The sequence below is a fragment of the Roseateles sp. P5_B10 genome, assembly GCF_056400485.1.
Map to the genome: position 1 here is coordinate 1 of NZ_JBFULE010000093.1, position 12,829 is coordinate 12,829.

Genomic DNA, 12,829 nt, shown 5'->3' on the forward strand with positions numbered 1-12,829 from the left:
CTGCACCCGGGTGTACTTCTCGTCGCTGATGAAGAACAGCACGTCCTCGACCGGGATCATCTGGATGGCCTGGCCGACCGTGGCCTGGATCCACTGCAGATATTGCGGCTTGCCAGCCGGGTTCATCTGCCCCGACAGCTTGTGCAGTAGCTGCTGCAGCGGCACCGGCGCGCTGTCGCTGAAGTCGTTGGAGGGCGCCTCGCGCTGGGCCAGGCGCTTCTTGATGCGAGCCACCGTCAGCTGCAGGCGCTCGCGCTCGGCGGGCTTGAGCACGTAGTCGGCCACACCCTGCTCGAAGGCTTCGACGGCGTACTGGTCGTAGGCCGTGATGAAGACGATCTCGGGCACCAGCCAGTCGTCGTCCCCCGAGCCCTCCCCCTCATCTCCCATTTGGGCGATCTGGCGGGCGGCCTCGACGCCCGTCAGGCCCGGCATGCGGATATCGAGGAAGACGATATCGGGCTTGTGCTCCTTGGTCAGCTCGACCGCCTCGAGGCCGTTCTTTGCCTCGGCGACGATGTCCAGCTCGGGCCAGACCTCGGTCAATCGGGCGCGCAATTGCTCGCGCATCAATCTTTCGTCGTCGGCCAGAACGGCGCGGATGGGTGCTGCAGTGTTCATGCCGACGATGCTACTAGCTCAGACCGGCGTCGACCTGCTCGCGTTCGCGCGGCGGCGGTTGCGCATGACGACGAAGAGCAGCAGGCCGAGCAGGRTCAGCGGCGAGCCGAGCACGGCGCCGACGCCGAGCAGGCTGGCCACGACCAGGGCCAGCACGCCGCCGACGATGAGCAGCGGCAGGGCCACGCCCAGCAGCAGCACCAGTGGCACGACGATGACGCAGATGATGCCGGCGACGAACAGGCCGATGGTCGCGCCCAGCCAGTCGCCGACATCGCTGCCGCCGAGGAAGAACTCGCCGTCGTCCAGCACGATGTGCATGTCGGGGCCGCCATGGTGGAGCAGCGCAAAGCCGCCGAACATCGCCATCAGGACCATCAGCGCGGTGCCGATGAACAGAATCTTGAACAGGGTTTTCATGCCGTGGCTCCTTCGTCGTTGCGGCTGCGATAGGGCACGGTGATCGTGACGACCGTGCCACTGGGTTGGTTCTCGGTGACGGTGACGCTGGCGCGGTTGCCGTGCAGCAGTTGCAGGCGTTCGCGGATATTGGCCAGGCCCACGCCGGTGCCCGAGGTGGCGGCCCGGCCAAACCCCAGGCCCGTGTCGGCGACCGTGACGGCCAGCTTGCCGTGCACGATCTCGGCCTTGACCTTCAGCGTGCCGCCCTCGGCCTTGGGCTCCAGGCCATGCTTGATGGCGTTCTCGACCAGGCCCTGAATCATCATGGGCGGGAATTCGGCCGACAGCAGGCCCTCGGGCACATCGATCTCGGTCTGCAGGCGCTCTTCCATGCGCACCTTCAGGATCTCGAGGTAGGGCCGGATGACGGCCAACTCGCGGCCCAGGTCGCGGGTGGCGGTGGCGTTGGCCTCACGCATGGTGGGCATGGAGGCCCGCAACAGCGCGATGAGGTTCTTCTGCATCTGGCTGGCACGCGGCGGGTCGGTCTCGATCAGGTGATCGATGGAGGCCAGCGTATTGAACAGGAAGTGCGGTTCGACCTGGGCCTGCATGGCGGCCATGCGGGCCTCGATGACCTGGCGCTTCAGGGCTTCGCTCTCGGCGTTCTCGGCCGCCTGGGCGGCCTTGACCTCGGCCTGAATGCGGCCCTTGTACATCGCCTTGATGACGGCGGAGGCCAGGATCCACAGGATGGCCAGGTCGACCAGGGAGTCGCCGGCATGCACGATGGTGACGCGCTTGCGGCTCTGCGCGTCCTTGGCTTCCTCGSCGGCCTGCTGCAGGGCGGCCTGGGCGTCGGCGGCGGCTTCCTGGGCTTCCTTGACCTCCTCGGCCTCCTGCTTGAGCTGGCTGAGCTGCTCCTTGGCCTGGTCGATGGCGGCGCGGATGTCCTCGGGACGGGCGCTCTTGGGGAAGTCGATGGAAATGGCCGGGGCCTCGTTGGCCTTGGGCTCGCCGTCGTCGCCTTCGGCGGCGCTGGCTGCCGAGGCTGCGGAGCGCACGGGCTGGATGCGCACACCACGCTCGTCGATCTTGACCTCGTAGTGAACGCCCTTGTCGGCCACCTTCTTGCCGTCCTTTTCGGCCCTGTCGACCGCCTTGCGGGCCTGGTCGGCAGCCTTTTTGGCCTCGGCCTCGAGCTTGGCCTGGCGGCGCACGGCGCCGTGGTCATGCTCCTCGACCTGCTCGCTGATGCGCCAGGTGAAGGGAGGCAGGTTCTTCAGCACGTTGACGCCGATCAGCAGCGCCAGCGACAGCAGCACGAAACGCTTCCAGCTGATGCCGACCAGCCAGCCGGCGTAGATGTGGAAATACCGCACCACGGTGGCGGAAAAACGCTGCCAACGCTCGATCCAGAGCTTTTGCTGGGGGCTGGGGGAGAAGGAGKGAGTCATGGCCGGGGTCTGTCGTTGGGAGTCACTGTACGCAGGGGCTTTGGGCGGCGCGGGCCCGGCGCGACACTCCGGCCGGGACGCATGACGAACTGCATGGGGCTGCGACAGGCCGTGCCGGTCGGCGTGACACCGCCGTGAAGGGCTCGGGAATAGTTCACGGACCACACAGCAAAAAGCCCGCCAGAGGCGGGCTTGCAGAGGGCGTCGGCAGGCAGATTACTGCTTGATGGCCTCGACCTGGACCAGCAGGCGGATGGCGTCGGGCGTGACGGCCGGCATCGCATAGACGATGCCCCATTGGCTGCGCTGGATGGTGGTCTCGAAGTCGCCGCCGCAGACCTCGCGCTTCAGGCGCGGGTTCTCGTAGCAGTTGAAGTTGGTGGCCGTCAGCGTGACCGGGTTGGTCTTGCCGCGCAGCGTCAGCTCGCCGGAGACGCTGGCCACCTTGTCGCCGTTGAAGCTGAACTTGTCGCCGACGAACTTGGCCGTCGGGAACTCCTCGACGGCGAAGAAGTCCTTGCTCTTCAGGTGGCCGTCGAACGGGGCCGTGCCGGTCGTGAGGGAGGCCATGTCGATGGTGAACTCGACCTTGCCGGTCTTGGCGGCCTTGTCCAGCGTGACCGTGCCTTCCTTCTTGTCCCAGCGGCCGCGCAGCGTGCTGGTGCCGAAATGCTTGGCTTCGAAGGTGACCGCGGTGTGGCTGGGATCAATGGCGTAGGTGGCGCTTTGGGCTTGAGCGGCGCCAGCGGCGGCGATCAGGGTGGCAAGCAACAGGGCATTCTTCATCGTGAAGGTCTCCGGGGGGTGGGAAGAGAGGGGTGGGAGGTTACAGGCCGGCTAGATGCCGGAAAAGGACAGTTTGAACTTCACGGTCACGTCGTTGGCGACCATCGACGTGTCGGCCCATTCGCCGTCACCGATCTTGAAATCCAGGCGCTTGATGGCCACGCTGCCGCTGGCCACGCCAGAGGCCAGCGTGAGGGGCACGACGACATCGCGGCTGGCGCCCTTGATGCTCAGCTTGCCGGCCACGTCGTACTTGCCGGGGCCGGTGGCCTTGATGCCGCTGGACACAAATGTGGCCTTGCCGTTGCGCTTGGTGTCGAACCAGGGCGTCTTGGCGAGCTCGGCGTCGAAGCTGGCGTCGCCCAGGGACACGCTACCCAGGTCCACCGTGAAGGCGATCTTGCCGGCCTCGGGCTTCTTGGTGTCGAAATCGAGCTGGGCTTCGAACTTCTTGAACTTGCCGTCCACCGGCACGCCCATCTGCTTGAAAGTGAAGCTGAGGTCGCTCTTCTCGGGCTGCAGCGTGGCGGCCTGGGCGGCCAGGGCGCTGGTGGCGATCAGCAGGGCGGAGATCAGGCGTTTCATGAAGTCCTTTCAGGTGCGGTTCAGTTGCGACCCAGGCCCATGCGGGCAAGCAGGCCATCACGGTCGATGAAGTGATGTTTGAGGGCGGCGCCGACATGGCCGGCGACGAGCAGGCCCAGGCCGTAGGCGGCGAAGTGGTGCACCAGCTTCAGCGTCTCGGCGAGTTCCTTGTCCTTGCCCACGAAGTCGGGCAGCGGCAGCACGCCGAACCAGACGATGGGAAAGCCCGCCGCCGAGCTGTAGGCCCAGCCGGACAGCGGCACGGCAAAGAACAGCACATAGAGCAGGTTGTGCGTCACATGGGCGGCGCGCAGCTGCCAGGCCGGCATGGGGATGTCGGCTGGCGGGCGATGGGTGAGGCGCCACAGCAGGCGCAAGGCGGACAGCGTCAGGATGGTGACGCCGGCCCATTTGTGCCAGTTGTAGAGCTTGAGCCGTGTCGGCGAGAACGGCAGGCTGGTCATGTACAGGCCCACGCTGAAGGCGCCGACGATGGCCAGCGCCAGCAGCCAGTGCAGCGCGATGGCGATGGGGGTGTAGCGGGTGGCAGGGCTCATATGGGTTTGCAGTGTGTTCCCGGCAGAGGGGGGAGCGGTTCATTGGCGTTGTCGCCAATGTTCAGCGATTTTGAACGGCTCGGGGGTGGTGCGTGCAATCCCGTGGGTTTGACCCAGTTGCGCACCGACTGCGCCCAGCCAGACTCAGCCTCAGCGGCGCGCGCCCGGCCGCAGGTTCTGTTGAAGGCGCATTCAAAACATCCATTGGAGACAGCCCATGACCCAGAAACCCAGCGCTCGCCGTCGTTTCATCAAGACGGCCGCGGCCACGACGGCCGGGGGCGCCGCCCTGGCAGCCCCCATGATCTCGAAAGCGGAGACCGTCAGCCTGCGCTTCCAGTCGACCTGGCCGGCCAAGGACATCTTCCACGAGTACGCCCAGGACTTCGCCAGGAAGGTCAACGACATGGCCGGCGGCCGCCTGAAGATCGAGGTGCTGCCGTCCAACGCGGTGGTGCCGGCCTTCCAGCTGCTCGAGGCCGTCAACAAGGGCACGCTGGACGGCGGCCATGGCGTGGTGGCCTACCACTACGGCAAGAACTCGGCGCTGGCGCTGTGGGGCTCCGGCCCGGGCTTCGGCATGGACCCGAACATGCTGCTGGCCTGGCACAACTACGGCGGCGGCGAGGCCCTGCTGGAGGAGATCTACAAGTCCATCAGCATGGAAGTGGTGTCCTTCCTGTACGGCCCGATGCCGACCCAGCCCTATGGCTGGTTCAAGAAACCGGTGGCTAACCTGGACCAGATGAAGGGCGTCAAGTTCCGCACCGTGGGCCTGGCGGTGGACCTCTACACCGAGCAGGGTGCGGCCGTGAACCCGCTGCCGGGCGGCGAGATCGTCGCGGCGCTGGACCGCGGCCTCATCGATGCGGCCGAGTTCAACAACGCCACCAGCGACCGCATCCTCGGCTTCCCCGACGTGGCCAAGAACTGCATGCTGCAGAGCTTCCATCAGAGCACCGAGCAGTTCGAGATCCTGTTCAACAAGGGCAAGTACAACGCGCTGCCGGCCGAACTGAAGAAGATCATCGACTACGCGGTGCAGGCTTCCAGCGCCGACATGAGCTGGAAGGCCATCGACCGCAACTCCAAGGACTACGCCGAGATGAAGAAGGGCGGCGTGGCCTTCTACAAGACGCCGGACGCCATCCTGCGCAACCAGCTCGAATCCTGGGACAAGGTGATCGCCAAGAAGTCGGCCGAGAACCCGCACTTCAAGAAGGTGCTGGACAGCCAGCGTGCCTTCGCCCTGCGTGCCGGCCAATGGCAGAACGACTACCTGGTCGACTTCAAGATGGCCTGGAACCACTACTTCGCCAAGAAGGGCTGAAGTCCCACTGAGCGTGTCAATCGACGGGCCCTTCGGGGCCTGTCCTGCATGAGGGGTGATGCGATGGATGTGCAGAAGCTGCTGCATCGGGTGGACGGCATCAGCACGTGGGTCGGCAAGGCCTCCGCCTGGCTGATCGTCGTGCTGATGCTGATGGTGGTGGCCGAGGTGTTCAAACGCTACGCGCTGAACATGCCGACGGCCTGGATCTTCGACGCGAGCAACATGCTCTACGGCACGCTGTTCATGATGGGCGGCGCCTACGCGCTGGCTCACGACGGCCACGTGCGCGGCGACTTCCTCTACGGCCGCATGCGGCCGCGCACTCAGGCCTGGCTGGACCTGGTGCTCTACGTCGTGTTCTTCCTGCCGGGCATCGGCGCGCTGACCTGGAGCGGCTGGACCTACTTCGGCGACTCGCTGCGCATCCACGAGACCACCTTCAACGCCACGCCGCTGCCGGTCTACCCCTTCAAGGCCATCATCCCGCTCGCCGGCGCGATGGTGATGCTGCAGGGCCTCGCCGAGATCCTGCGCTGCATCGTCTGCATCCGCACGGGCGAGTGGACGCCACGGCTCAAGGATGCCGAGGAGATCGACGTCGTCGAGCAGCAGCTGGCGGCCAGCACGCATGTGGACGCCGACGCAGCCCGCGAGGCGATCGACCGAGCCAAGAACATCGACGACATCGCGCGTCAGCGCACCACCAGTGAGGGCAACCAGCATGAGTAACGCCGCTCTCGGCCTGACCATGCTCAGCCTCATCGTGGTCGTCATCCTGCTGGGTTTCCCGACGGCGTTCACGCTGATGGGCCTGGGCATGCTGTTCGGCTTCGTCGCCTTCTACGACCCCGGCCAGCCCTGGCTGGACAACCGCATCTTCGATTTGATGGTGCAGCGCGCCTACGGCGCGATGAACAACGACACGCTGCTGTCGATACCGCTCTTTGTGCTGATGGGCTATGTGATGGAACGCGGCGCGCTGGTGGACAAAATGTTCCACAGCGTGCAGCTGGCCTTCCGGCGCCTGCCGGGATCGCTGGCGGTCACGACGCTGGTGATCTGCACCTTCTGGGGCATTGCCAGCGGCCTGGTCGGCGCGGTCGTCGTGCTGATGGGCGTCATCGCGATGCGGCCCATGCTGAAGGCCGGCTACGACACGCGCCTGGCGGCGGGCGTCATCACGGCCGGCGGCACGCTGGGCATCCTGATCCCGCCCTCCGTGATGATCATCGTTTACGCGGCCGTGGCCGGGCAGTCGGTCGTCAAGCTCTACGCGGCGGCGATGTTCCCGGGCTTCTTCCTGGCCTTCCTGTACCTGGTCTACGTGATCGGTTGGTGCATGATCAACCCGAAGGTCGCGCCGCAGTTGCCGCCGGAGCAGCAGCGCGCACCGATCTCGCCGGCCATCGCCGCACTGGCCGATCGCTATTCGCCGCGCATGCTGTGGGCACTGCTGAAGGCGGTGCTGTCTCCTTCAGGCGCACCCATGGGATGGGGCCGGCTGCTGGCCAGCCTGCTTCGCGCCCTGGTACCCGTGTGGCTGGCCCTGGTCTGCCTCGGCACGACCTGGTGGTACGTCACCGACTACACGCAAAAGACCGAGGTCAGTGCGCCCGCGGCGATGCAGAAGCTGGATGCGCCGGCCGCACCCGGCGGGCTGCAGGAGCCGCCGAGCCCATCGGGCGGCCTGGCCGAACCGCCAGGGGCCAGCGGCGGGTTGCAGGAACCGCCCGGTGCCCTGGCCGAACCGGGCGCAGCCAAGCCCGCCGCCGACGAGCCGCTGCAGCGCATGGGTGGCGCAGTCAGCGAAGCACCCCGACCCGAGGCCGTACCGAAGAACTTCTACACGGGCTTCGCCATCGTCTGCGTGCTGACGGCCCTGCTGCTGGCCTGGTACTACTGGCGCTTCGACGCCGAGCAGTACGAGATCCTGACCATGCTGGTGTCGTCGGTGATGCCGCTGGGCATCCTGACGCTGGTGGTGCTGGGCGTCATCCTGTTCGGCATCACCACCGCCACCGAATCAGCCGCAGTGGGTGCGGCAGGTGCCTTCCTGATGGCCTGGCAGGCCGGCTCGCTGACTTTCAAGAAGACCCGTGAAGCGGTGTTCCTGACGGCCAAGACGACGGCCATGGTCTGCTGGCTCTTCGTCGGCTCGGCGTTGTTCTCGGCCGTGTTCGCGCTGCTGGGCGGGCAKGCGCTGGTGGAGCGCTGGGTGCTGTCGATGGACCTGACGCCGCTGCAGTTCATGCTGCTGTCGCAGGCCATCATCTTCGTGCTGGGCTGGCCGCTGGAGTGGACCGAGATCATCGTCATCTTCGTGCCCATCTTCCTGCCGCTGCTGGCGCACTTCCAGATCGACCCGATGCTGTGGGGCGTGCTGGTGTTCGTGAACCTGCAGGCCGCTTTCCTGAGCCCGCCGGTGGCCATGTCGGCCTTCTACCTGAAGGGGGTGAGCCCGCCGCATGTGACGCTGAACCAGATCTTCGCGGGCATGATGCCCTACATGCTCATCGTCATCCTGTGCATGGTGTTCATGTACGTGTGGCCGGAGATGACGCTGTGGCTGCCGGGCTACCTCTACGGGCGCTGACTAGGAAGACGCCGGCCATCACCAGCGTCGTGCCGAACACGATCCAGGCGTTCATCGGCTCRCCAAGGATGAAGACGCCCATCAGGATGGTGCTCATCGGCCCGACCATGCCGACCTGCGACGACAGCGGCGCGCCAATGCGGGCGATGGCCAGCATCACCATCAGCACCGGCGCCACCGTGCAGGCGGTGGCATTCAGCAGCGACAGCCACATCACCGGCTCGGGCACGATGAAGGCGGAGGCGGGCTTGAGCAACGCGAACTGTGTGATGCACAGCACGCAGGCCACGCTGCTGGCCAGGCCTGCCAACCGCATCGAGCCCAGGCGCTGCACGACCTTGCCGGACAGCGCCAGATAGACGGCATAGCTGACGGCACTGCCGAACACCAGGGCCGCCCCGAACGCCGTGTCGGTCCCCTGGAAGCTGAGTTCATGCGCGAACACCGCCACGACGCCGGCATAGCTGATGGCCAGCGCAATGACCTGCCGCGCCTGCAGCCGGTGGTGGAAGAAGACGACCGACAGCAGCAGCACCAGCGTCGGGTTGAGGTAGAGGATCAGCCGCTCCAGGCTGGCCGTGATGTAGGCCAGGCCGGCGAAGTCGAGGTAGCTCGCCAGGTAGTAGCCGGTGAAGCCGAGCACGCCGATGTCGCGCCAGTCGCGACGCGTCAGCACCGGCTTGCCGCGCCCGGCCCACCAGGCCAGCGCCACGAAGAAAGGCAGGGCCAGCAGCATGCGCCACATCAGCAGCGTGACCGCGTCGACGCCGTGGCGGTAGGCCAGCTTGACGATGATGGCCTTGCCCGAGAAGCCGATGGCGCCCAGCACCGCCAGCAGCAGGCCCAGCCACCTGCGGCGGTCAGCGGCGGGCTGGAGCGGCGGCGGGGTCGGCATCATCCTGGCGCATGGTGCGGCCCAGTCTAGGCCGGCGCCGCGCGACGACGGCACTTGACTGGTGAAGCCTCGCTTGCCCGGCAGCCTCAGCGCCCGCAGCGCCCCAGTTCGCGCGGCGGATTTTGCTGACGATAGAGCTCGGCCTGCTGGCGATGCAGCTGCTGCAGTTCGGCTGCGTAGCCGGGCTGCAGCAGATAGTCCCGCACCTGCGCGGCGGCCGACACGCCCGGCGATTGCCGCGATATCTGCAGGTACAGCCCTGCCGCGCCGAGGCCACGCGGCAGCACGCGCACCTCCTGCTCGCAGCCCACGGCGCGCAACAGTTGCTCGCCCGATTCGCGCGCCGTGGCAACCGCATCCAGGCGGCCCAGCAGCAATTTGCGCAGGTTCAGCTCCTCGCTGAGCGCGTTGTCCACCAGGGCATGATGGGCAAGTTGCTGGTCCACCTCCGTTCCCAGGCTGACGCCCAGGCCCACGCCGATGCGAAGGCCGGCGAGATCGGTCCAGCCCTCAAAGCGCAGCGGGTTGTCCCGCCGCACGAAGAGTGCGCCCTCATTGCGTGCCAGCGCCGGCTCCACGACCACGGCGTACCCGCGCCGCTTGGGGGTGTCGAAGGCGCAGACCATCACGTCCACTTCGCCGCGCTCGACCAGGGCCTGGCAGCGGGACCAGGGCCCGACCGGTTCGACGGCAAGCGTCCATCCGGCGGCAGCGAAGGCGCGACGCGCGACCTCGACGCAGACGCCGTGCAGCCGGCCCTGCTGCTCCCAGCTCATCGGCTGGGCGGCCGGATGGGCACAGGCGCGCAGCTGCCGTTCCGCGCTGGCTGGTGACGCCAGCAGGGYGGACAGGCACAAGGCCAGCAGCAGGCGGGTGCGGGTCATGGGGAACTCCGAGCACGGGGTGCGGCTGGATCGTAGTGCGCCCCGAGGCCAACCCGCCTGCTCGTGTCAGCCGCGCACGACGGCCAGCATTTCGTGCACGTCGTGGCACATGACGGCAAGGTAGGCGGCCAGCACGAGGTAGTAGGTCGCGTATTCCCATTTCACGGCCGCGGGCACGGCGTAATAGGTCTGCGCCTCGGGGCTGTCGCTGCGATGCCGCCAGGCCTTGATGAGCTGGGGCCAGGCCAGCAGGGCCATCAGGATCAGCATCGGGCTGGGCCGCCAGAAGAACAGCGCCACGAGCATGGGCGCGCCGAGCAGCCAGATGCGCGGCGACAGCACGGCCGTGATGCGGCCGCCGTCGAAAGGCGAGATCGGGATCAGGTTGAACAGGTTCAGGAAGAAGCCGCTGTAGGACACGGCCAGCAGCCAGTCGGCGCCCCAGCTGCGCGCCATCAGATAGGTGACCGTGGCGCCGACCGTACCCAGCATCGGCCCGGCCAGGCCGACGAAAGCCTCGGTCTGCGCGTCATGCGGCATATCCTTCAACTCGACCCAGGCGCCGACGAAGGGGATGAAGGTCGGCGCGCCGACGTTCAGGCCCTTGTAGCGCGCCGCGATGAAGTGGCCCATCTCATGCACGAAGAGCAGCGCGATGAAGCCTGCCGCATAGCGCCAACCGTAGATCCAGGCGTAGACGACCAGCGAGATCAGCATGCTGCCGCCGGTGGTCAGCAGCTTGCCGAACTTGGCGCCCGTGAAGAGCAGCGCGAGGAGCTTGAACATCAGACCGTGGGCTTGTCGCGCTTGAAGAACTTCGTGATGGCTGCACCGCCACCAATCACCGCAATGAAGATGATCTTGGCGAACTTGGCGATGAAGGCGAACGCCACAGCCAGCAGGCCGAGCTTCTTGGCGCCAACGCCGACCACCAGCGCCGCCAGGCCGTACTCGGCGACATGGTCGGTGGAAGAGTCGAAGTCCTCGTAGCGCTTGCCCTTGTCGAACTCCAGCGCGCCGAGCAAGGCCTTGGCGTCGGGTTTCTGGTCCGGCAACTCCTTCAGGTCGGTGATGAAATTCAGGCTCAGATAGCCCTCGCGGCCCAGCGCATAGGTGTTGTAGTTGACGCCCTGGCCCGCGTCGGCCGGCGCGCCCTTTTCCTTGGAGCTCATCGCCCAGACGAGGCGGTGCTGGGTCGCTTCATAGGCCGGCGGCTCGGCCCAGCCGGTGATCTCGATGGGCGCCACGCCCATCTTCTGGCGCTCGTCGTTGCTGGCCTCGGTGCCTTCCTTGTAGCTGGCCAGCAGGTCATCGGCCTTCCACTCCTTGGCGTCGCCGTCCTTCACGTAGCCGGAGGCGATGTAGCGCAGCGTGGCGAACCATTCGCCGTCGCCCTTGGGGAAGATGAGGCCGGCCAGTTCGGTGTGTTCGCCCGGGTTGCCCATCGCGGTCAGCAGCTTGCCGGCCTGGGGCTGGGGGATGAAGATGCGGCCGGCCGGCAGGTGCAGCGTGGCCTGCCCTGCGATGGCGACGTCGGCCGGGCCTTCCTTGGCCGCGGCCTTGGCCTCGGTCCAGGCCGCGTTCTCGGGTGGGGCGTCGGCGGCCTGTGTGGACAGGCTCAGCAGCAGGCCGACAGCGGCCAGCAGGCCGCGCAGCATCGTCTTCATTGGTTCTCCCTGTTGGAAAGGGCGCAGTCTAGGCAACCCCGGACGCGGCCCCGTTCAGGGATTGCCCCGCGACGGGCAGATTCACAATTCGCACCACAACGCAGGGGGGCTGAACATGGCAATGATCAACAAGATGCGCCGCGTGCTCGCTGCGGCGACATGCCTGCTGCTGATGCTGGCCGGCAGCGGCTGCACGACGAAGCGCACGGTGGTCGTGTCACCGCCGCTGCGTTGCGACCAGCCCGGCAGCAACTGCGCCAACGACCTGATGCAGGCGCTGGAAGACTGGAAGGACGCCTACAACAGCCGCGACCCACGACGGCTCCAGCAGCTGTATGCCCCGGGCGCGCTGATCACCGACGACGAATACACGGCCGTGCCGCTGGACGGCGTTGCACTGCCGGTGTTCTTCGAGCAGATGGCGCAACGGCCGACGGCGCGCATGCGCTGGATCATCGGCAACCTGCAGCTGTTCGGCGACACGGCGGTGCGGTCGGGCCAATACGAGTTCAGCGAGCAGGTCGAAGGCCAGATGAAGACGCGGCCGGCGCGCTACAGCTTTGCCTATCAGCGCATCGACGGTCGCTGGCTGATCGTGCTGCAACACTCGACAGTACGCCCTTGAAAGACAAAGCCCCCCCGCAAGCCTGCTTGACGCGGGCTTGTGGGGCAGTTGTCAGCGCCTGTACGAGATCAGACCTTGGCCAGCAGTGCGTCCCACTTGGCGCGGGCGGCCTTCTCGTGGCGCTCCTTCACGTGGCCGTAGCCGCGGATGTCTTCCGGCACGCGGGCCAGCTCAACCGCATCGGCCAGCTTCTCCACCGTCAGGCCGGCCAGCGCCTTGTCGACACCGGCGCGGTAGTCGGCGATCCAGCGGCGCTCCATCTTGCGCTCCGCGGTGTGGCCAAAGATGTCGAAGGCCGTGCCGCGCAGGCCCTTCATCTTGGCCAGCAGGCCGAAGGCGGGGCGAATCCATTGGCCGAACGGCTGCTTGACCAGCTCGCCCTTGTTGTTCTTCTTGGCCAGCAGCGGCGGCGCGAGGTGATGCA

At 66.8% G+C, this 12,829-nt stretch carries 15 protein-coding genes; 4 read left to right on the top strand and 11 right to left on the bottom strand.

Annotated elements, in window-relative coordinates; all coding sequences use genetic code 11:
- The 6 genes from AC1DU6_RS08920 to AC1DU6_RS08945 all read right to left on the bottom strand — a co-directional run.
- Positions 1-621 (bottom strand): LytR/AlgR family response regulator transcription factor (locus tag AC1DU6_RS08920; protein WP_477856784.1); only part of this gene is annotated, 621 nt, incomplete at its 3' end.
- An 18-nt stretch (positions 622-639) separates the two neighbouring features.
- The gene (locus tag AC1DU6_RS08925; RefSeq protein WP_477856785.1) at positions 640-1,041 is read right to left on the bottom strand and encodes a hypothetical protein; all 402 of its coding nucleotides are present in this window, start codon (positions 1,039-1,041) and stop codon (positions 640-642) included.
- A complete protein-coding gene (locus AC1DU6_RS08930; protein WP_477856787.1) occupies positions 1,038-2,480 on the bottom strand; it encodes a sensor histidine kinase in 1,443 nt (480 codons plus the stop codon). The genes AC1DU6_RS08925 and AC1DU6_RS08930 overlap by 4 nt, the downstream gene beginning before the upstream one ends.
- Positions 2,481-2,696: 216 nt before the next feature.
- Positions 2,697-3,266, bottom strand: coding sequence for a YceI family protein (locus AC1DU6_RS08935; protein ID WP_056191784.1), 570 nt, complete (start codon positions 3,264-3,266; stop codon positions 2,697-2,699).
- Positions 3,267-3,317: 51 nt separating this feature from the next.
- Complete coding sequence (locus AC1DU6_RS08940; protein ID WP_056191782.1) at positions 3,318-3,851, bottom strand: YceI family protein; 534 nt, start codon at positions 3,849-3,851, stop codon at positions 3,318-3,320.
- Positions 3,852-3,871: 20 nt separating this feature from the next.
- Positions 3,872-4,408, bottom strand: coding sequence for a cytochrome b (locus AC1DU6_RS08945; protein ID WP_457322853.1), 537 nt, complete (start codon positions 4,406-4,408; stop codon positions 3,872-3,874).
- Between the two features lie 217 nt (positions 4,409-4,625).
- Here AC1DU6_RS08945 and AC1DU6_RS08950 point away from each other — a divergent pair, with 217 nt between their 5' ends.
- From AC1DU6_RS08950 to AC1DU6_RS08960, 3 genes are all read left to right on the top strand, one after another.
- Positions 4,626-5,738 (top strand): TRAP transporter substrate-binding protein, encoded by a 1,113-nt coding sequence (locus AC1DU6_RS08950; RefSeq protein ID WP_457322854.1) that lies wholly within the window; start codon positions 4,626-4,628, stop codon positions 5,736-5,738.
- Positions 5,739-5,801: 63 nt separating this feature from the next.
- The gene (locus AC1DU6_RS08955) at positions 5,802-6,470 is read left to right on the top strand and encodes a TRAP transporter small permease subunit (protein ID WP_457322855.1); all 669 of its coding nucleotides are present in this window, start codon (positions 5,802-5,804) and stop codon (positions 6,468-6,470) included.
- Positions 6,463-8,334, top strand: coding sequence for a TRAP transporter large permease (locus tag AC1DU6_RS08960; RefSeq protein WP_477856790.1), 1,872 nt, complete (start codon positions 6,463-6,465; stop codon positions 8,332-8,334). The genes AC1DU6_RS08955 and AC1DU6_RS08960 overlap by 8 nt, the downstream gene beginning before the upstream one ends.
- Here AC1DU6_RS08960 and AC1DU6_RS08965 read toward each other — a convergent pair.
- From AC1DU6_RS08965 to AC1DU6_RS08980, 4 genes are all read right to left on the bottom strand, one after another.
- Complete coding sequence (locus AC1DU6_RS08965; protein ID WP_457321063.1) at positions 8,276-9,229, bottom strand: DMT family transporter; 954 nt, start codon at positions 9,227-9,229, stop codon at positions 8,276-8,278. The genes AC1DU6_RS08960 and AC1DU6_RS08965 overlap by 59 nt on opposite strands.
- Positions 9,230-9,315: 86 nt before the next feature.
- Positions 9,316-10,113: a substrate-binding periplasmic protein gene (locus AC1DU6_RS08970; protein ID WP_477856791.1), complete on the bottom strand. Its 798-nt coding sequence runs from the start codon at positions 10,111-10,113 to the stop codon at positions 9,316-9,318.
- A 66-nt stretch (positions 10,114-10,179) separates the two neighbouring features.
- Positions 10,180-10,899 (bottom strand): site-2 protease family protein, encoded by a 720-nt coding sequence (locus tag AC1DU6_RS08975; RefSeq protein ID WP_457321067.1) that lies wholly within the window; start codon positions 10,897-10,899, stop codon positions 10,180-10,182.
- The gene (locus AC1DU6_RS08980) at positions 10,899-11,780 is read right to left on the bottom strand and encodes a DUF2167 domain-containing protein (RefSeq protein WP_457321069.1); all 882 of its coding nucleotides are present in this window, start codon (positions 11,778-11,780) and stop codon (positions 10,899-10,901) included. The genes AC1DU6_RS08975 and AC1DU6_RS08980 overlap by 1 nt, the downstream gene beginning before the upstream one ends.
- Positions 11,781-11,895: 115 nt before the next feature.
- Between AC1DU6_RS08980 and AC1DU6_RS08985 the strand changes: the two genes are divergently transcribed.
- Positions 11,896-12,405, top strand: coding sequence for a DUF4440 domain-containing protein (locus tag AC1DU6_RS08985; RefSeq protein ID WP_056191764.1), 510 nt, complete (start codon positions 11,896-11,898; stop codon positions 12,403-12,405).
- Positions 12,406-12,473: 68 nt separating this feature from the next.
- On the opposite strand, the gene AC1DU6_RS08990 is transcribed toward AC1DU6_RS08985, so the two are convergent.
- On the bottom strand, positions 12,474-12,829 hold a 356-nt coding region (locus tag AC1DU6_RS08990; protein WP_477856794.1), incomplete at its 5' end, for a DUF6537 domain-containing protein.

Bases quoted from the DNA above. Each gene is read 5' to 3' on its own strand.
- AC1DU6_RS08935 (WP_056191784.1), bottom strand. From the start codon at position 3,266: ATGAAGAATGCCCTGTTGCTTGCCACCCTGATCGCCGCCGCTGGCGCC.
- AC1DU6_RS08940 (WP_056191782.1), bottom strand. From the start codon at position 3,851: ATGAAACGCCTGATCTCCGCCCTGCTGATCGCCACCAGCGCCCTGGCC.
- AC1DU6_RS08945 (WP_457322853.1), bottom strand. From the start codon at position 4,408: ATGAGCCCTGCCACCCGCTACACCCCCATCGCCATCGCGCTGCACTGG.
- AC1DU6_RS08950 (WP_457322854.1), top strand. From the start codon at position 4,626: ATGACCCAGAAACCCAGCGCTCGCCGTCGTTTCATCAAGACGGCCGCG.
- AC1DU6_RS08955 (WP_457322855.1), top strand. From the start codon at position 5,802: ATGGATGTGCAGAAGCTGCTGCATCGGGTGGACGGCATCAGCACGTGG.
- AC1DU6_RS08975 (WP_457321067.1), bottom strand. From the start codon at position 10,899: ATGTTCAAGCTCCTCGCGCTGCTCTTCACGGGCGCCAAGTTCGGCAAG.
- AC1DU6_RS08980 (WP_457321069.1), bottom strand. From the start codon at position 11,780: ATGAAGACGATGCTGCGCGGCCTGCTGGCCGCTGTCGGCCTGCTGCTG.
- AC1DU6_RS08985 (WP_056191764.1), top strand. From the start codon at position 11,896: ATGGCAATGATCAACAAGATGCGCCGCGTGCTCGCTGCGGCGACATGC.